Here is an 18,350-nt window from a genome sequence, read left to right on the forward strand (position 1 = left end):
GCATGAGAACCGTCCCTTTGATTCTTAAGCAGTGGTTACACTTTTCTTTTGTTTCAATTGAAGAACAAAATATAATAAAGTTGCAGCATTAAAGACTAATCCAAATACGGCCAGCATTAGGACCTGAATCCATATATCATGGATTCCATTTCCAATCGAGATTAGATCTCTAAACCCTTTTATAGCATACGTCATTGGGAGGTATGGGTTTAAATGTTGATAAAATGGTGGCACTAAGGCGATTGGGAATGTTCCTGAACTGCCGACAATTTGCAATAGCAGTAAAATAAATCCAATAATCTGCCCGATTTTCCCCAAAAGGGTACAGAGCATTTGACCTAAGGATAGGAATGTAAGACTAGCCAAAATGGTAAATAGATATAAGCCCCATACATTCTTAACTTCTAGCCCCATTCCTTGCACTAGGATTGTTACAGCTAAGATGGATTGAACCATTCCAACCATAATTACTACACTGTGTTTACTTAGAAACCAAGAAGCTGCAGATGATGGTTCAATCGTTGTTTCCTTCAGTTGATAGGTGGTTGAGAAAAACAATGCACTCGCCATCAATCCTATCGCCAAGATATAAGGGATTAACCCAGCTCCATAGTCACTTACTTCACTGATTGTGTGGGATTCCAACTTAGTCGGATTCGAAAACATGTCAAAATTCTTATCATTCAACTTCAGTACACCCGAATCCAAAGAACTGGATTGTAAGGAAGAGAGCAATTGACCTGTTCCCTCAGATAAATGGGAAGCCCCCTCATGGAAGGCGGTGGAACCATCTGCAAGTTTTTGAGAGCTGTTACTTAGTTGATTAGCACTAGATTGAAGTTTTTCAATCCCTTTCGCATATTGATTGCTTGCTCGGTCAATTTTTAAAAGACTGTTGGAAGCAGTGCTTGCTCCATCCGATAACTTGTTAGCCCCGTTATGTGCTTTGGCCAGCCTTTGAGTAAATGTCTCCAAGCTTGAACTGAAGGTATGTTGCCCTTTTGCCAATGTTTCAGCACCTTCATACATCGATTGTTGTCCCTCTGCAAACTGGTCTAGTTGACTCTGAACATTCTGTGAGCCTTGTAAGACGGTTGATATGATGGACTGGATATCTGTAAAGCCGACCGTTACATCGGAAGTGGCAGGAGACAGCTGATCCAAATTCGCAAGCATCTGTTGTTTCTCTTGATCTGTGAGGCTTTTGCTTTTAAGAATAAGCTCCTTTTGTTCGTTTACTAATTCGATTTGACCATCAAGAATTTGTTGTAAGGCGTTCAGTTGGTTGACTAATTCAGGTTGTTTTTTCTTTAAATTTTCCAACGCGGTCCATAGCGGGGCCAATTTTTCTTGAAAGGCCAGTGTACTTTGATACGATTGCTGCAAACTTGTTTTAAGTTCCTCCGTTCCTTGTTCTAATTGTTTAGAACTATGGGCTAACTTTTCACCCGTCTGGTTTAGGACACCCAGGCCATTTTGTAATTGATCCATACCACCATTTAGTTTTTGTACACCGTTAGAGAGCTGACCAATTTCCGTTTGAAATTGTTGAGTTCCATTGTATATCTTTTGTGTTCCGTCATTAAATAAGGCGGTACCAGAAGCTAAGCTCTGTAAATAGGTATGTAGAGTAGTCGATTTATTTGTGATTTCATTCGCAGCCTTGTCAATTTGGCTGGCTCCGTCTGTTGCTTCTTGTAAACGATTGCCTGCTTGATTTAAACGATTGTACAATGTCGTGGCGTATTGTTTGGTGATTGTATTGGATATTTTCTCATTAATTTTACTCATTCCAGAGACTACTATTTTTGATGCCATATAGTTTTTGCCTGGGTTTGTGTAATATTTTAACCCCATCTTACTTGGATGATGGTCTAACAATGTGGAACCATTTTGAGAGAAATCTTTTGGAATTTCCACTATCATGTAATACTTTTCATTTTTCAATCCTTTGAATGCATCCCTGCTATTGGTAAATGTCCATTTAAACGAGTGGTTCTGTTTTAAATCATCTACCAAATCTTTTCCTAGCTGTAAATTCTGTCCGGCAAATGACGATCCTACATCCTCATTCACTACGGCAATAGGAAGATCCCCGGTTTTAGAATATGGATTTCGAAAAGCGGATAGAAATATGCTGCTATAGATCAATGGTACAAAAAGAATGGCTAGTAATGTAAATCCTGTTTTGCGATGGCTGAAAATATGTCTCCATTCGCCGCTTATCATATTCAAATCTATTAACCCCCATTGTTTCTGGGTACTAAATCTATTGTTTGTAGGACCCATATGTCATAGGTTTATATTACTAAAATATTTAATAGAATGTTAAATACTTTTTTACATTTCTAGGAATTATTTTAAAGATAAGTAAAGGGACAGATTTTTGAAAGCAGGAGAACCGTCCCCATGATTCTACCATGATTCTAAAAAATGTAATTGTAATTCAGGTATAGTTAAAATATAATAAATATAGGGTAAGCGCTTTCCTTCTTTTTGGAGCGTGACAACCTGATATCTTGTTCATGGGTAAGGAACGAAGAGGAGAAGACCATGAAACCAACGATTTATGATGTAGCAAAAGAGGCCAATGTGTCGATTGCTACGGTATCTAAAGTTCTAAATAACACTGGTCGTATCAGTGAACAAACAAAAAACAAAGTCTTACAGGTCATGAAGGAGCTGGAATATCAGCCAAGCAGTGTAGCTGCCGCATTAACGGGAAAAAAGACCTTCACGATTGGCGTGCTGGTTCCGGATATTGCGAACCCCTTCTTTGCAGAAGTAGCCCGGGCACTCGAAAATAATGCACGGGAATTGGGTTATTCGATTATTTTGTGCAGCACCGATTATCAACTCGAGCGTGAGCACGATTATCTGGATCTGTTGATAAAAAAGCAAGTCGATGGATTCATCATCGCAACTGAGCCAAAGGATGTAAAGAAATTAAAAAACCTTAATAGCCAAAACGTCCCTTGCGTTTTGTTTTCCATCGACCATCTGGCGCTGGATTCCAACGTTGTCACCACAGATGATATTAGGGGAGGTTATCTGGCAGGCAGATATCTTTGTCAAAAAGGTCACCGTGATTTTGTCATCATAACCGAGCCGCAGCGGGCGAGCGGACGGCTGCGTGTGGAGGGCTTTAAAAAGGCTCTCGCCGATGAAGGCGTAAACCCTACTAACGTCCAAGTGATCGAAGCAAAATCCAAAATAGATGAAGCTAAAATGGCTGCGAGACAAATTTTTAAAATGGAAAAAAGGCCAACAGCGGTCTTTGCTTCCACGGATTTAATTGCTGCTGTTTTTATTAATGAGGCACGAAAGGCGAAAATATCGGTTCCTCGTGATATTTCCATTATCGGCTTTGATAACACGATTCATGCGGAAATATCAGACCCAGGCTTAACCACGATTGCTCAGCCCATTGCTAAACTAGCAAGCTATACCATGGAACAATTATTGGAGTCAATTGAGAATCCTGGTATGCCGGCAAATCGGATCATGCTTGCTCCCACGCTGGTGGAGCGGGAGTCTGTGAGTGATATAAATCAAGAAAGCTGACCGTTTCTGTTGTCAGCTTTCATTTAAAGGATTTGGTTAAGCGCTTAACTAAAAATGACTAATCTAGATTAAGGGAGGATGTTTAAGATGACATTAACTGTTGGCGTAATTGGAGCGGGAAGGATTGGAAAAATCCATGTGGATAATTTAAGAGGAATGTCTCAAGTAAGAGTAAAAAGTGTATCGGATGTGGCGGTTGACCATCTGGAAGAATGGGCAAAGGAAAAACAAATCGAAGTATTGACTACCAATTACCAAGATTTATTAACCGATCCTGAAATCAATGCTGTGTTTATCTGTTCACCAACCACTACACATGCCACTCTTATTAAAGAAGCAGCTGCAGCGGGAAAACACATTTTTTGCGAAAAACCTGTGAGCTTTTCGGTAGAAGAAACAGAAGAAGCACTGGCGGCTGTTAAAAAGGCGGGGGTCAAGCTGCAGGTAGGCTTTAACCGCCGCTTTGATCCAAATTTCCGTAAAATTCGTGAACTCGTACAAAATGGAGAAATTGGCACACCACATATCTTACGAATTACGTCACGTGATCCACAGCCACCAGGAATTGATTACATAAAAACATCCGGCGGGCTCTTTATGGACATGGCGATTCACGATTTTGATATGGCGCGCTATATCATGGGAAGTGAAGTCGTCGAAGTCTTCGCTAATGGAGCAGTGCTTGTCGACCCGGCCATTGGCGAGGCAGGCGATATTGATACTGCTATCATTTCCTTAAAATTCGCCAACGGTGCACTCGGTGTGATTGATAACAGCCGTCGGGCCGCTTATGGATACGACCAGCGCCTCGAGGTGTTTGGCAATATCGGTGCGGCCCAAGCTGATAACAATCGTGCCAATACAGTCGAGATTTCCACGGCTCAGCATGTTTCAAAAGAAAAACCATTATTCTTTTTCCTCGAGCGTTATACACAAGCGTATATTGATGAGGTGAATGAATTTATAACCGCCATTTTAAAAAATAAAGAGGTCATCTGCAGCGGGTTTGATGGATTGCAGGCAGAGCGGATTGCCAAAGCGGCTAAACTATCGCTGGAAACAGGTGCCCCTGTACAACTTCCATCTGCTACCCCATCGGCAGTTATCTATTAATCTAGGAATCCATCGGCCGAATGGATGAGTGGGCGGAATGATATAGGATTTATGCGGAATTATTTTAAAAGTTGTCGGAAATATAAAAAAATCTACGGGAATATCAAGGAATCTAGCGGGAATTTTTCAAGAACCCGCGGGATTATGACTTATCCTCCAAAGGCTATGATTCCTGATGGACCGTGGGAGTGATGGAAGCTTAGAAGAAGAAAAATAAACAAGTGAATCTTGAAAAAGCACGTGCTAACGAAAATGGAGGGTAGCGAACATGTTTCAGGGTGTAAAGCTGGCGATAGCGCCAATCGGTTGGACCAATGATGATATGCCAGAGCTTGGCGGGGAAATCACGTTCGAGCAATGTGTGAGTGAAATGGCGCTTGCAGGGTTTTCTGGCAGTGAGGTAGGAAATAAATACCCTCGAAATACAGAGGTATTAAAAAAGGCCTTAGGATTAAGGGGGCTTGAAATAGCCAGTGCCTGGTTTAGTTCTTTTTTAACATCGAAGCCATGTGAGGAGACCACAAAAGCCTTTATGGAACACCGAGACTTTTTACATGAAATGGGCGCAAAGGTCATCGTCGTCTCTGAACAAGGCAACAGCATTCAAGGTCAGATGGAGACCCCGTTGTTTGATCAGAAACCTGTCTTTACGGATGAAGAGTGGGGGCGTTTAATTGAGGGACTGCATCTTCTGGGTGACCTGGCAGCCGAAAAGGGGATGAAGATTGTCTATCATCATCATATGGGTACAGGCATTCAAACGGCTGAAGAGATTAACAGGCTTATGGAAGAAACTGATCCAGACAAGGTATCACTTTTATATGATACAGGTCATCTTGTTTTTTCCGGAGAAGATCATTTGCAGGTACTGAATAAACACATGAGTCGTATTGCTCACGTCCATTTAAAGGATGTCCGTTCGGAGATAGCCAACAAGGTCCGTGAAGAGAAGATGAGCTTTCTTCAAGCAGTTAAGCAAGGAGTATTTACCGTTCCTGGTGATGGAGTGATTGACTTTAAGCCAGTTTTTGATGCTTTGGAAGCGTCTGGCTATAAAGGCTGGTTTGTGGTTGAGGCCGAGCAGGACCCTGCTATTGCTAATCCGTTGGAGTATGCTTTAAAAGCGCGAAGCTATATCCGTCAGCAAAGCGGGTTATAAATAATGTATGGAGCGAGGGGACGGTTCTCATGCTTCGGAAGCATGAGAACCGTCCCTTTGCTTCACCTTTCAATCTTTTATTGTGGGAGGTACGTAGTTGTTGAATCGGTCGATTAATGCATCTGGTCTTTCTTCCATCAGGATCATTGAACGGAATTTTTCTTGGAGGAATTTTTGTTGAAACATGTGGTCAAATAAGCCGATTAATGGGTCATAGTAGTTCTGGATGTTTAGGAGTCCGCATGGTTTTTTGTGTAATCCAATCTGGCCCCAGGTGAAAACTTCAAAATACTCTTCTAATGTTCCGGTCCCTCCGGGTAAGACGATAAATCCATCGGATAATTCCGCCATTTTTGCTTTTCGCTCATGCATGGTGTCTACGGTAAACAATTGGGTTAGCCCTGTATGAGAAATCTCGCGGTTGACCAGCACTTTAGGAATTACCCCAATGACCTGCCCGCCTTCCTGCAATACCGTATCTGCCACCACACCCATCAAACCATTACTAGAGCCGCCATAAACGAGTGTAATATTCCGTTTCGCCAACTCTTTTCCTAATTCAACCGCTCCTAATCTGTAAACATCAGAAGCACCAAAACTCGAACCGCAATAAACCGCTAATCGTTTCATGAACTGCCTCCTTTTGAAGCATGGGGAAGCATGGGGACGGTTCTCCTGCTTCTTTTTTACCCATGTTAAATTAATGATGCAAGGTCTGATAGAATATTATATGATATAAGTATCCTATTCTTGACCAAATCTACGTTTTGAGAAAGTCTTCATCCTTCTTTTCTAACTTCCTTCACTTTTTTTACCCGCATTTTATATTAAAATCTCATCCACAGACTACTACTTCTGAATTAATCTCCCATTTTCCTTTTAGAAATTCGTTCTTTTTTCAAATTTACAAAAAATATAGAGTGGTGATAGGGATGTCTAGAATTGCTCGCGTAAAAAGTCGCACTGGTATTTACCATGTCATGTGGAGAGGTGCGAATCGGCAGGAAATCTTCCATGAAGAACAAGACCGTATTAAATTTTTGAGTATCTTAGAGAAGTATAAAGTGAAAGCGGATTTACGTATCTATGCATGGTGTTTGATGGGAAATCATGTTCACCTCCTTGTGAAAGAAGGAAGTGAAGCACTTTCTACAACCATGAAACGTATTGGTGTGAGTTTTGTATCCTACTATAACTGGAAGTACCAAACAAATGGCCATCTTTTTCAGGACCGCTTTAGAAGTGAAAAGGTGGAAGATATTCAGTATTTATTAACCGTCGTTAGGTATATTCATCAAAATCCGGTTAAAGCTGGAATGGTAAACCGAGTGGATGAATGGCACTGGAGCAGCTGCCGAGGGTACTACGGGAGACCAACCTATTCCAAAGAGCTTCATGATTGTGATTACATACTGGGGCTGTTCTCAGGGAATCAAACAATTGCCAATGCCCGATTTATCGAATTTAATGAGAGTGATAACAACGATGAATGTTTGGAAGAACCGGCATTTTATAAAAGAAGGTTAACAGATGAAGAGGCAAGACTTGAGATTAGGGAACATTTAGGCGCGATTGAGATCGTTCATGTAAAAAGCCTACCTAAGCAGCAAAGAATGGAAATCTTCCGGGAAGTGAAAAAAATCAGAGGCTTGTCACACCGGCAGGCAGCGAGAATCTTGGGTGTGTCGGCTAGTCTGGTTTCTAAAGCGTAATTGGAGGGAAGACGAGAGGCAAAAGGGGGACGGTTCTCATGCTTATGGAAGCATGAGAACCGTCCCCTTGATTTTCCCTTGATTTTGTATTAGCCCCGCCTACGCTATATACGATGATGTCCACATTTGTCATCTAACCCAGTATAATTATACAAATTTATGTTTATATATTCAATGCTGGTGGGTAGACCAATTTTATCCATTTTATTGTTGTGTAGTATAGTATAAATCGAGTATAGTCGAAAATGATCGTTTTAACTAATAAAAGGGGATTTTTAAACAGTTAGTTTAACAAAATTTCTGGGAATATTAATAAAGAATAGATATATATTGCTGAAAATATATAGAAATGGGGAATCATGAACATTTTAAAACTGAAAAAAAGAACCGCATTAAAACCTGCCCAAATGATCGTCATTTATTACCTGATGGCTGTAGTTGTTTCAACTATATTATTAATGCTGCCCATCTCCCAACAGCCGAATGCTGAATTATCGTTTATTGATGCCTTATTTACAGCTGTGAGTGCGGTTAGTGTAACAGGTTTATCGACCATTGCCATTAATGAGGTGCTTAGTGTTCCTGGGACTTTTATTTTTGCTCTCATTTTGCAATTTGGCGGCATCGGAATTATGTTTCTTGGAACCACGATTTGGCTTTTAATTGGGAGACGGATAGGGATCAGAGAAAGAATGCTTATTATGACTGACCAGAACCTTCCGACCTTTTCTGGAATCATTAAACTCGTCAGAAATATTCTTCTCTTATTTATGATCATTGAACTGGTAGGAGCGATTATTTTTGGGACATACTTTTTAAAATACTTTCCTACTTGGCAAGAGGCTTATTTACAAGGTTTCTTTGCATCTGTTAGTGCGGCAACGAATGCTGGATTTGATATTACGGGAGAATCACTCATTCCCTTTGCCCACGATTATTTTGTGTTGATCATGACGATGGGGTTGTTAATTATTGGTGCAATTGGTTTCCCCGTACTTATGGAAGTCATCCAGTTCTTTAAACACAGGGGGAAGATACCCTATCGATTTTCCCTGTTTACGAAAATCACGACGCTAACCTTTTTTTCTTTGATTGTTATAGGGACGATTCTGATCTATTTATGTGACTATAATCATTTTTTTGCCGATAAAAACTGGCACGAATCTTTTTTCTATTCTCTTTTTTATTCGGTGTCTTCAAGGAATGGCGGGCTTAATACCATGGATGTGAATGAGTATTCCATGCCGACTCTTCTGATTTTAAGCATTCTTATGTTTATCGGAACCTCTCCAAGTAGTGCGGGGGGAGGAATAAGAACGACTTCGTTTGCGATTGTGTTATTGAGTATCTATTATTTTGCAAATGGAAATAAGAACATTAAAATTTTTAAGAGAGAGCTTGTCATGGAGGACGTCGTCAAATCCTATATCGTCATAGCTACAGCGATGATGCTCTGTGGTGTTTGTACGATTCTTCTTATGATCCTAGAACCGACTTTATCATTAATGGAAGTCATCTTTGAAGTATCTTCTGCTTTTGGTACTGTTGGATTTTCGATGGGAATCACGGATAAATTGGGTGTCATGGGGAAAATCATTATTATGACCTTGATGTTCATTGGGAGAATCGGGATCTTTGCCTTTTTATTAATACTAGGAGGGAAACCTATCAAAACTGATTATCAATATCCAAAAGAACGAGTGATTATTGGATAGAATCACGGGGACGGTTCTCATGCTTCGGAAGCATGGGAACCGTCCCCGTGCTCACCCGTGCTCACCCGTGCTCATGAAGGAGAATATAAGTCTATGTCGAATTCTTAGAGACAGAATGGTATAGAGAGGATGGGAATTATGTACGAGCATATGGTGTTTTTTAAATTTAAGGAAAATATTACTCCAGAAAAAGAGCAGGAACTTTTAGAGAAACTTCTAAGTTTTAAAGGGGTAATTCCTGGGATAGTAGAACTTTCTGCGGGCATTAACGTTACAGCAGAGGAAGAACGAAAACAAGGATATGGATTAGGATTACGGGTGACTTTTGACAATAAAGAGTCTCTTGATCAATACGGTCCACATCCTGCTCACCAAGACTTTGTAAAATCTTTAGATAATGTCATTGAGAATGTAGTCGTGGTGGATTACCCAATAGTTTAAAATAAAAAAGCGAAATCCCTTGCACAAAAGGATTCGCTTTTTTGGCTTCTTCTTACAGAACGAAACACTAGTATTTGTTTGTAACAGTCCCCCTGCTCCCTTTCTCATGTTACTGACATCGACAATGTTTTGATATGTGATGAGGGTTTTTCCTGAAATAAAATTAAATGGTATAATATTCTAAAAAGGGGTAAAAAAGTGCTGAACATTGGTGACATTATTTTTCAGTTATTTGCTATTTTAGTACCTATTGTTTTTATTGTTGCAATTATATTTTTTGTGCGTTCTTCAAAGAAGCGAAAGGAACAATTAGATAGAATTGAAGAAAAATTAGATAGAATATCTGGAAACAACCTTTAAAAAAATAGATTATAAGCTCGGCTTTGTAAGTCGGGTTTTTATGCAGATTCTCTAATTGTACCCTATGTGGTGGAGTTCATATGTTTACAGACAGCACATTTAAAGCCTATCCGATCTAACGGATAGGCTTGCTTTTTAACATGCATAATACCATTCGCAATATTAAGGTATATACTGTTGTGTAATTTTAGTAACCACACCATTTTTTACTTCAATATGAAAAGGAATTTGATGGCGCTTGTCTTGCTGTTTCAAAAAGGTGATAAACTGGCTTCTAGTTACTTTTTCGTTCCATTTTATTTCGTAGGCATTTCGTGTCTGTAGAACATATTGGGCATTGTTCGAAATGGTAAAGGTCCGTATCTTCGGATTCACGTTCCGAATCCAGTATCCATCCGGTGCGTGGTCCATTTCCTTCCTACAATTACAGTCCTTTAAAAATTCTCTATCAGCAGCCTTGCCGAAATACCATTGTATATAATCAAATTTCCCTACCCATTTACCATGATCCATTTTAAAGGAAGTAATATAGGTGGGTGCTTTTTCCGTTGTGGGCTTTTTGGGAATTTTAGTAGTTGCAAAAGCTTTTGAAATCGATGAGGGCAATAATAACAAAGTAAAAATCATTAATACCGGAAAAAATAGTTTAATTAATCTTCGTACCTTCATGCGTAATTCCCCCTCTTTATATCCTGTATACAGTTAAAATATAATTGGTTTATATTAAAAACGTTGTCGATATAGGAGATACTAGTAAAATATTTTTAGCTTTAGATAGTAGTTACCCCCTTTAAAGAGTGATCAAACTCAATGATGCAAGGGGACGGTTCTCATGCTTCTTTGGAAGCATGAGAACCGTCCCCTTGCTCATATATTTAAAGAGAGGGGGGAAGCATCATGAGAAACGGTAAATTAATTGTGAGCGGTGTGATTGCGATTGTGGTGGTTGTGCTGTTTATTTTTTCGTCTACTACGGTGCAATCTGGCCATAGGGGAGTGCTTTTACAATTAGGGGCAGTTAAGCCAACGATTTTAACGGAGGGGTTTCATTTTAGAATTCCGTTCATTCAAAGTGTGGAACAGGTGGAGGTCCGTGTTCAAAAAGAGGAAAGTTCTCAAACAGCTGCTTCAAAAGACCTGCAGATGGTCACAGCAAAGGTTGCTGTTAACTATTCGGTAGACCCGGGTGCCGTAAATAAGTTATATCAACAAATTGGTCCGGATTACCGTACCCGTATCGTCGATCCTGCGATAGCGGAGTCATTAAAGGCCGTTACCGCTCAATATACAGCAGAAGAATTAATCTCCAAACGCCCAGAAGTTTCTGCTCAAGTGAAAGAGATGCTCGCTAAGAAATTAACCAAGTATTATATGATCCTTGAGGATATCAATATAAAAGAATTCGCCTTTAGTGATGAATTTAATAAGGCGATAGAATTGAAGCAAACGGCGGAACAAAATGCGTTAAAAGCCCAAAGGGATTTAGAAAGAATCAAGATTGAAGCGGAACAGCAAGTCACCCAAGCCCGTGCCGAAGCAGAATCATTAAGATTGAAAAAGCAGGAAGTAACAACCGAGTTGATCCAATTAAAACAAATCGAGGTACAAGAAAAAGCCTTAGAAAAATGGGATGGACACCTTCCAACAGTAACCGGTGGAGCGACCCCATTTATTGATTTGAGCGGGGCAGGGAAGAAATAGACGCAAAGGGACGGTTCTCATGCTTCGGAAGCATGAGAACCGTCCCTTTGTTTTAGTATTTTTTTCTGTATTTAATGGAAAATAAGATTATCAAAGTGATGGAGGGATTGAGATATGTGGTCAGTTTTTTGGCAATCTCTTTTATTTGCATCTGTTGGGACCATTATTCTTAGATTAGGTGGTCGTAAATCCATTTCACAAATGAGTGTCCCACAATTGGCCATTATTATTTCATTAGGGACGATTCTCGGCGGACAGGTCAGTGGGAAGGGGATTGGTAAAACTATTTTGGTGGCTGCAACCTTTGTTGGTTTTCTTGTAGTAACTGAGTGGATAACTTTGCACTGGAATCGGGCAGAAAAAGCTTTAAAAGGACAGGCGATTCCCGTGATTTCCGATGGAAAACTACTAGTAGATAATCTTAGAAGACTTCGGGTTACAGTAGATGATTTGGAAAAACGTTTACGTATGAAAGGTATAAATCGGATAGAAGATGTTCAAGTTGGGACAATCGAATCTAATGGTGAATTTGGCTATAGTTTAATGCCTCATGCAAGGCCAGTTACAATGGGGGATTTAGAAAAGATGATAAAAGAAAATTTCCCACAAATCAATAATATGCCTCACTCTGTTAACGACAATAACATTTTTAAAGAAGTAACGACAAATTCACATTCTAAAGATGTCCCGAATCAGCTGCATTAAAATGCCTCCTTGGAAGCATGAGAACCGTCCCCATGCTCCCGATGCTCCCCTTGCTCCTGCTTTTGGAATGTGTTACCATATTAAAAAATAAATATATGTGTTTTCGGAGGAGCCTGTCACCAAGGGAAGATTATGCCTGTTGGTGGCAGGTTTTTTGTTTTCCTTTAAGGGCTGTTGAGTTTAAAAGGGATGTGGGGGATGGGTATGAAAAGAAGAAATAAGCTGACTCGAATGTATAGAGTGTTATCGATGGCCTTTATTATTTTCCTTCAAATTTATTGGTATAAGTTCCGTAAAAAACCTAAAGCCGAGTGGGAAAAGCTTTGGGAGGAAATAGGAACACGATTTCGAAAAACCTTGTTTGAATTAGAAGGCCTGCTCATCAAAATTGGACAGATCCTAAGTACTCGCGCTGATTTGTTGCCTCCTGCTTTTATTCGGCAAATCGAGGACCTAACAGATAAGGTTCCTCCATCCAATTGGAGCGAAATTGAGAAAATACTTGAAAAGGAATGGGGAGATTCACTAGAAAAACACTTTCTTACCATTGAACAAATGGCAGTGGCTTCAGCTTCTATTGGTGAAGTATATAAAGGCGTTCTTAAAAACGGAACAGAAGTGGCGATTAAAGTGAAGCGACCTCATATTGATTCCGTTGTACAAACAGATTTTCGAATCTTAGGTATCATTATTTGGTTTGCTGATCACTTTGTTCCGATTCCAAAAGGCTTTATCAACCTTAGCCTTCTGTTTAAGGAACTAAGACAAGTGGTTGAACAAGAACTTGACTATTCGAAAGAGCTTGAGACCATCATGTACTTTAAAAATCGATACAAGGATAAGGATATTGTGCAAATTCCTTCCGTTTTTCCTGAGCTTAGCACCTCCAGTGTCCTTGTGATGGAATGGATAGAAGGAATACGTCTAACCAATTTAGAAGAATTGAATCCCTTAACCGTTCGTCGTCAAGAGATCGCTCAAAGGCTTATAGAGGTTTTCCTTCCGCAATGGCTGGAACCTGGTACCTTCCATGCAGACCCGCATCCAGGAAACATTCTTGTATCAAAAGAAGGAAAAATCATCTTACTCGACTTTGGAATGGCAGGGGAAATAACCAAAAAAGACGCTGCCAACTTTCAAGCTTTAATTGAAAGCTTTCTAACTAAAAACTATTCCAAAGCCGTGGATTGCCTTTATCAGTTAGGATTTTTGCTTCCGGAGGCTGACTCTAGAATCATTGAAAAGCTATTAGCAGAATTTATTTCCTTTAACCCCGCTCAATTAAAAGAAATGAATCTCCTGGCTTTTAAAATGGAATTAAACGATATGATTAAAGCCCTCCCGATTCAGGTTCCAACAAGGTTTATTTTTCTAGGGCGCTCTTTTGTAACCGTTGAAGGAATCATCCGTCAGCTAGCACCAGAGGCAGAGCTTATAGACCTGGGTAAACCTGTTTTCATGGAGTGGATCAATAAACAAGGAAACAGTAAATGGTCATTTGTTTGGCAGTGGATTCAATCGCAGCCCATCTTTAAGTTTTTTTATTCTGTTGCGGAATTCTTAGATGCACCGAAAAAATTAGAGCAATTTAAGGAGAAGGAGCAAAGAAGACAATTACAGTTTACAATCTATGAGAATAATAAGAAAAATTGTTTTCAATTATCCCTTCTTGGTTTGATCGGAATGGGAGCAGGAAACGTTACATCGCAAAGCCTCATTTTATATTTGTCCACAGGTGTAATGGCTGCTTCTGTGATAGGGTATCTTATTTATAGTCAGAAACTTAAGAAATGGATGAAATACATGCATGAAAAACGCAGAGAATAAGTAGAGGGATTTTCCTGATAAGTTGAGGAGGGTTTGTATAAAGTGACTGAATTAGATTTACATCATATGTTTGAGCTTGCCCTAATTTTAGTTATGATTGCAGCAGGTGTAACTGCTCTTGCAAAAAAATTCAATCGGCCTTATCCCATTGCCTTAGTGATTGTTGGAACGATTATTGGACTTGTAAACATACCGGTATTAGAGCATTTAAAAGATTTTATTACAGAAGGGGAAGTTTTTAACTTTGTTATTATTACCCTGTTTTTGCCTGCCTTATTAGGAGAAGCATCCTTAAAACTTCCCTTCTCCCATTTAAAAGAGAATAAAGGGCCCGTTCTGGCTCTGGCATTTGGCGGAACCCTGTTATCATTTCTTATCATTGGCTTTTTAATGATAGGGCTGTTGGATTTTTCCATCCCGAAGGCTTTTGTTTTTGCTGCATTAATGAGTGCCACGGATCCTGTAAGTGTTTTATCTATTTTTAAAAGCGTCGGAGTAAACAAAAGACTGGCAACGGTCATTGAAGGTGAAAGCTTGTTTAATGACGGACTCTCCGTTGTTCTTTTTAAAATTTCCGCCTTTTATTTACTTACCTATCTCGACCTTGGAGCAGCAGGGGCAGGTTATGGATTATGGGAATTTATCAAAGTCATCTCACTGGGTCTTATCGTAGGGGGAGCACTTGGCTTTGGTTTTTCACAATTAACCAAACAATTTGACGATTATCCTATGGAAATCATCTTTAGTATTATTCTTTTTTATGGTTCCTTTTTATTAGCTGAATCTGTCCATGCTTCCGGTGTCATTGCTGTGGTTGTAGCTGGCCTGATTTTTGGAAATTATGGGGCAAAAATTGGAATGAGCCCAACAACCAAGCTTAACATCAATAACTTCTGGGATGTAACTGCGTTGCTGGCGAATTCCGTTGTTTTTTTAATGGTGGGGTTAGAAATAACTAAGATTAATTTCAGCGACAAATGGGGCTTAGTTTTATTTTCCATTATAATTGTGCTTATAGCAAGAAGCCTTGCGGTATACGCTAGTCTGATTTTTACTAAGAATTTCCCTTCTGCCTGGAAGCATGTGATCAATTGGGGCGGCCTAAAGGGGTCACTTTCCATAGCTTTAGTTTTAAGTCTTCCTCGTCATTTTGATGGACGGGAAGACATCTTACTTATTGCCTTTAGTTTGGTGCTATTCTCGTTAATCGTTCAAGGACTTTCTATTAAACCGCTTTTATCCTTCTTAGCAGTGAACAAAAAAGAAGAAGGATATAAAGAATATGAAGAAATAATCACCCGTGGCCACCGTTACGAAACGGCGGTAACGGAAATAAAATCGATTAGAAAAAAATTGTTTATTTCCGAAACGGCAGCAAAAGAGCTTGTCACACAATATGAACAAGAGCTATCAGGATTGCAGACGCAAATGGAGGGGCTATTCAGGAAGTATCCCGACTTAAAAGAAAAACAACAATCGATTTTACAAAGACATGCCTTATATGCACAACATGAAGCTGTTGAAAAATTGATAAAAGAAGATATTATTTCGAATGAAGTGGCGGAACAAGAACAGAACGAAATTATAGATAGACTTGTCAAATTGGAAGAATAGCCTCATTTGAAAACTGATTTTTAAGGGAGATTCCATATGAAATTACTTAAAAGAAAAGGAAAAATAATAAAATTAAATCCCGCTCAAATTCTTGTTATTGGCTTCGGCAGCCTCATTCTAATAGGAACATGCCTTTTTATGCTGCCAATTGCTACACATGAACATGGGCGTGGACTTAGCTTTATTGATGCATTATTTGAAGCGACTTCCGCTGTCTGTGTTACAGGGTTAGCGGTTGTAGATACAGGATCTACCTTTACTACCTTTGGCCAAATCGTTCTTCTTTGTTTGATTCAAATGGGCGGTTGGGGTTTTATGACGACAGGAATATTCATGTTCATTATTTTAGGAAAAAGGATTGGATTGAAGGAACGGTTATTACTGCAAGATTCATTAAATGTATTTACCCTTTCAGGAGTCGTTCACTTAGTCAAGCGAATTATTCTTATTACCCTTATCGTTGAGGTAATCGGTGCCATTATTTTAGCGGTAAGATGGTCGTCCGAGATGCCATTGAAAAAAGCAATCTATTATGGCGTTTTCCATTCAATCTCTGCCTTTAATAACGCTGGTTTCGGGTTAGAAGCTGACAGCCTTAGTAAATGGGTAGGAGACCCGACTGTGAATATTGTTATCACCCTGCTTTTTATTATTGGAGGGATTGGTTTTACAGTCATCTTAGATCTTTATAGAAAAAAATCCTTTCGTAAATTATCTCTGCACTCAAAAGTAGCTTTATTAATGACACTTATTCTAAACATTGTGGGAACTCTAATTATATTGGTTTCGGAATTTGATAATCCCTCGACCATTGGTCACTTTGGTTTAGGAGATAAACTTTGGGCATCCTATTTTCAAGGTGTGGTGCCGCGTACAGCCGGTTTTAATACCTTAGATATTTCACAAATGACCCTCTCATCCCAAGTATTTATGATGGCATTAATGTTTATAGGAGCTTCCTCTGGATCGACTGGCGGAGGAATAAAAGTAACCACTTATGCCATTATCATTTTCGCTTTTTGGACCGTCCTAACGAATCGAAACGATGTGAATATTTTTAGAAGAAGAATTTCATGGCAATATGTGAATAAAGCTTTATCCATTGTGGTTGCAGCGATCCTTTTTATTTTCATTATTTTCTTCTTATTGACGTACACAGAAGATGCAGAAATGAGCAAAATTCTGTTTGAAACGATTTCTGCCTTTGGCACGGTTGGTTTATCTGCAGGTTTTACCACAGATTTAACCCCCATTGGGAGAATTTTAATTACCATCATGATGTTTATAGGAAGACTTGGGCCTCTAACCATGGCTTTTGCCCTTTTAAAAACTCAAAAAGAATCAAAGGTAAGATTTGCGGAGGAGAAAATATTAATTGGCTAGTAAAATGTTTTCTGATGAGGTGAACAATGATCGATGACTAAGCAAAGTTTTGCCATTATTGGATTAGGGCGATTCGGAACCAGTATTGCCTCTAAATTATCTGAAGCCGGCCATGAAGTGCTAGGGATGGATGTAAATGAAGACCGAGTGGAAGATGGGAGAGATTTGGTTACTCACGCCGTGGTGCTTGATTCCACTGAAGAAGAAGCGCTTAAATCGATAGGGATTCGTAATTTTGACTATGTGATCGTTGCGATAGGAAACGATCTGCAGGCAAGTATATTATCCGTCTTACTTTTAAAAGAATTAGGTGTAAAAAAAGTGATTGCTAAAGCCCTTAATAAACGTCATGGACAGGTGCTGGAAAAAGTGGGAGCGGATTGGGTCGTTCATCCTGAAAGAGATATGGGAGCCCGTGTAGCGCATCAGCTTCTTTTACCGAATGTGTTGAATTATATTGAACTCTCCAATGAATACAATATTGAGGAGATCGTTATCCCTCCTAGTATGTCGGGGAAAAGTTTACGGGATCTTGATTTGCGGGCAAAATATGAGTTAAATGTTATAGCTATCGTACAAAATCAGGAATTGTTCATTTCTCCTTCTCCTGATCAAATGTTGAATGCAGGAAATAAGATCGCTGTTATTGGGCATCGAGACAAAATAAATGATTTTGTAAATATGAAGTAACCTAAGAATCATTTGTCAGTTCAAATCAATTTTGTTAAAATATTCATATTACATTGAACAGGCGATGGAGTTCGCCATTAAACGCCCTAGAGCTAATGACTCCTACCAGAAAAAATCTGGTAGGAGTCTATTTATTTCGAGATAAGAAAAATCTTCGACTTTGAGAATTGTCCAGCTCCAGCGCCTAGCCCCTCGCTGGTCTACAGCCAAGCCGTCCAAAAGGTTAAAAAGCAACCTTTCGGCCGGCTCGTCTTATGCTTGTCGGGGCTAGGAAAAAATGAACTACTTTTTTCCCTGATCAAGGCGCTTGCGCTTTTCTTAGCATTTTGTCCTTATACATTTCCTGGTCAGCACGTTCTAGTAATT

16 protein-coding genes and 1 riboswitch are annotated in these 18,350 nt (G+C 39.5%); of the genes, 13 read left to right on the plus strand and 3 right to left on the minus strand.

The window, feature by feature from the left end; translation table 11 throughout:
• Positions 1-24: 24 nt before the first annotated feature.
• Positions 25-2,229: a YhgE/Pip domain-containing protein gene (locus CVD27_RS15300; RefSeq protein ID WP_257984377.1), complete on the minus strand. Its 2,205-nt coding sequence runs from the start codon at positions 2,227-2,229 to the stop codon at positions 25-27.
• Between the two features lie 324 nt (positions 2,230-2,553).
• Here CVD27_RS15300 and CVD27_RS15305 point away from each other — a divergent pair, with 324 nt between their 5' ends.
• From CVD27_RS15305 to iolE, 3 genes are all read left to right on the plus strand, one after another.
• Positions 2,554-3,564: a LacI family DNA-binding transcriptional regulator gene (locus CVD27_RS15305; protein ID WP_101648766.1), complete on the plus strand. Its 1,011-nt coding sequence runs from the start codon at positions 2,554-2,556 to the stop codon at positions 3,562-3,564.
• A gap of 87 nt (positions 3,565-3,651) precedes the next feature.
• On the plus strand, positions 3,652-4,677 hold the full coding sequence (gene iolG / locus CVD27_RS15310) for an inositol 2-dehydrogenase (RefSeq protein WP_101648767.1): 1,026 nt from the start codon (positions 3,652-3,654) through the stop codon (positions 4,675-4,677).
• Positions 4,678-4,945: 268 nt separating this feature from the next.
• Positions 4,946-5,836, plus strand: coding sequence for a myo-inosose-2 dehydratase (iolE, locus tag CVD27_RS15315; protein WP_101648768.1), 891 nt, complete (start codon positions 4,946-4,948; stop codon positions 5,834-5,836).
• A 69-nt stretch (positions 5,837-5,905) separates the two neighbouring features.
• Here iolE and CVD27_RS15320 read toward each other — a convergent pair whose 3' ends face one another.
• Entirely contained in the window at positions 5,906-6,466 is a 561-nt protein-coding gene (locus CVD27_RS15320; protein WP_101648769.1) for an LOG family protein, read from the minus strand.
• A 302-nt stretch (positions 6,467-6,768) separates the two neighbouring features.
• Between CVD27_RS15320 and CVD27_RS15325 the strand changes: the two genes are divergently transcribed.
• The 4 genes from CVD27_RS15325 (at position 6,769) to CVD27_RS15340 (ending at position 10,064) form a co-directional block, all read left to right on the plus strand.
• Positions 6,769-7,548 carry an REP-associated tyrosine transposase gene (locus CVD27_RS15325; RefSeq protein WP_101648770.1) on the plus strand — a complete coding sequence of 260 codons (780 nt, stop codon included), beginning with the start codon at positions 6,769-6,771 and terminating at the stop codon, positions 7,546-7,548.
• 359 nt (positions 7,549-7,907) lie between these two features.
• Positions 7,908-9,263: a TrkH family potassium uptake protein gene (locus CVD27_RS15330; protein ID WP_101648771.1), complete on the plus strand. Its 1,356-nt coding sequence runs from the start codon at positions 7,908-7,910 to the stop codon at positions 9,261-9,263.
• Positions 9,264-9,401: 138 nt separating this feature from the next.
• The gene (locus CVD27_RS15335) at positions 9,402-9,704 is read left to right on the plus strand and encodes a Dabb family protein (RefSeq protein WP_101648772.1); all 303 of its coding nucleotides are present in this window, start codon (positions 9,402-9,404) and stop codon (positions 9,702-9,704) included.
• A 198-nt stretch (positions 9,705-9,902) separates the two neighbouring features.
• Positions 9,903-10,064, plus strand: coding sequence for a DUF4083 family protein (locus CVD27_RS15340; protein WP_257984375.1), 162 nt, complete (start codon positions 9,903-9,905; stop codon positions 10,062-10,064).
• 162 nt (positions 10,065-10,226) lie between these two features.
• On the opposite strand, the gene CVD27_RS15345 is transcribed toward CVD27_RS15340, so the two are convergent.
• Positions 10,227-10,733 (minus strand): hypothetical protein, encoded by a 507-nt coding sequence (locus CVD27_RS15345; protein ID WP_101648773.1) that lies wholly within the window; start codon positions 10,731-10,733, stop codon positions 10,227-10,229.
• A 228-nt stretch (positions 10,734-10,961) separates the two neighbouring features.
• On the opposite strand from CVD27_RS15345, the gene CVD27_RS15350 reads away from it, so the two are divergent.
• The 6 genes from CVD27_RS15350 to CVD27_RS15380 all read left to right on the plus strand — a co-directional run bounded on the left by CVD27_RS15350 (position 10,962) and on the right by CVD27_RS15380 (position 17,984).
• Positions 10,962-11,765, plus strand: coding sequence for a prohibitin family protein (locus CVD27_RS15350; protein WP_101648774.1), 804 nt, complete (start codon positions 10,962-10,964; stop codon positions 11,763-11,765).
• 114 nt (positions 11,766-11,879) lie between these two features.
• Positions 11,880-12,470 carry a DUF421 domain-containing protein gene (locus tag CVD27_RS15355; protein WP_101648775.1) on the plus strand — a complete coding sequence of 197 codons (591 nt, stop codon included), beginning with the start codon at positions 11,880-11,882 and terminating at the stop codon, positions 12,468-12,470.
• Positions 12,471-12,674: 204 nt separating this feature from the next.
• Positions 12,675-14,297, plus strand: coding sequence for an ABC1 kinase family protein (locus tag CVD27_RS15365; protein WP_101648777.1), 1,623 nt, complete (start codon positions 12,675-12,677; stop codon positions 14,295-14,297).
• Between the two features lie 42 nt (positions 14,298-14,339).
• Positions 14,340-15,911 carry a cation:proton antiporter gene (locus CVD27_RS15370; RefSeq protein ID WP_101648778.1) on the plus strand — a complete coding sequence of 524 codons (1,572 nt, stop codon included), beginning with the start codon at positions 14,340-14,342 and terminating at the stop codon, positions 15,909-15,911.
• Positions 15,912-15,947: 36 nt separating this feature from the next.
• Complete coding sequence (locus tag CVD27_RS15375) at positions 15,948-17,294, plus strand: TrkH family potassium uptake protein (RefSeq protein WP_101648779.1); 1,347 nt, start codon at positions 15,948-15,950, stop codon at positions 17,292-17,294.
• A 33-nt stretch (positions 17,295-17,327) separates the two neighbouring features.
• On the plus strand, positions 17,328-17,984 hold the full coding sequence (locus CVD27_RS15380; protein WP_101648780.1) for a potassium channel family protein: 657 nt from the start codon (positions 17,328-17,330) through the stop codon (positions 17,982-17,984).
• A gap of 51 nt (positions 17,985-18,035) precedes the next feature.
• Positions 18,036-18,096, plus strand: a riboswitch (Fluoride riboswitch).
• The last annotated feature ends 254 nt before the right edge of the window (positions 18,097-18,350 follow it).

The sequence above is a fragment of the Neobacillus cucumis genome, from assembly GCF_002860255.1.
GTDB lineage: Bacteria > Bacillota > Bacilli > Bacillales > Cytobacillaceae > Neobacillus > Neobacillus cucumis_A.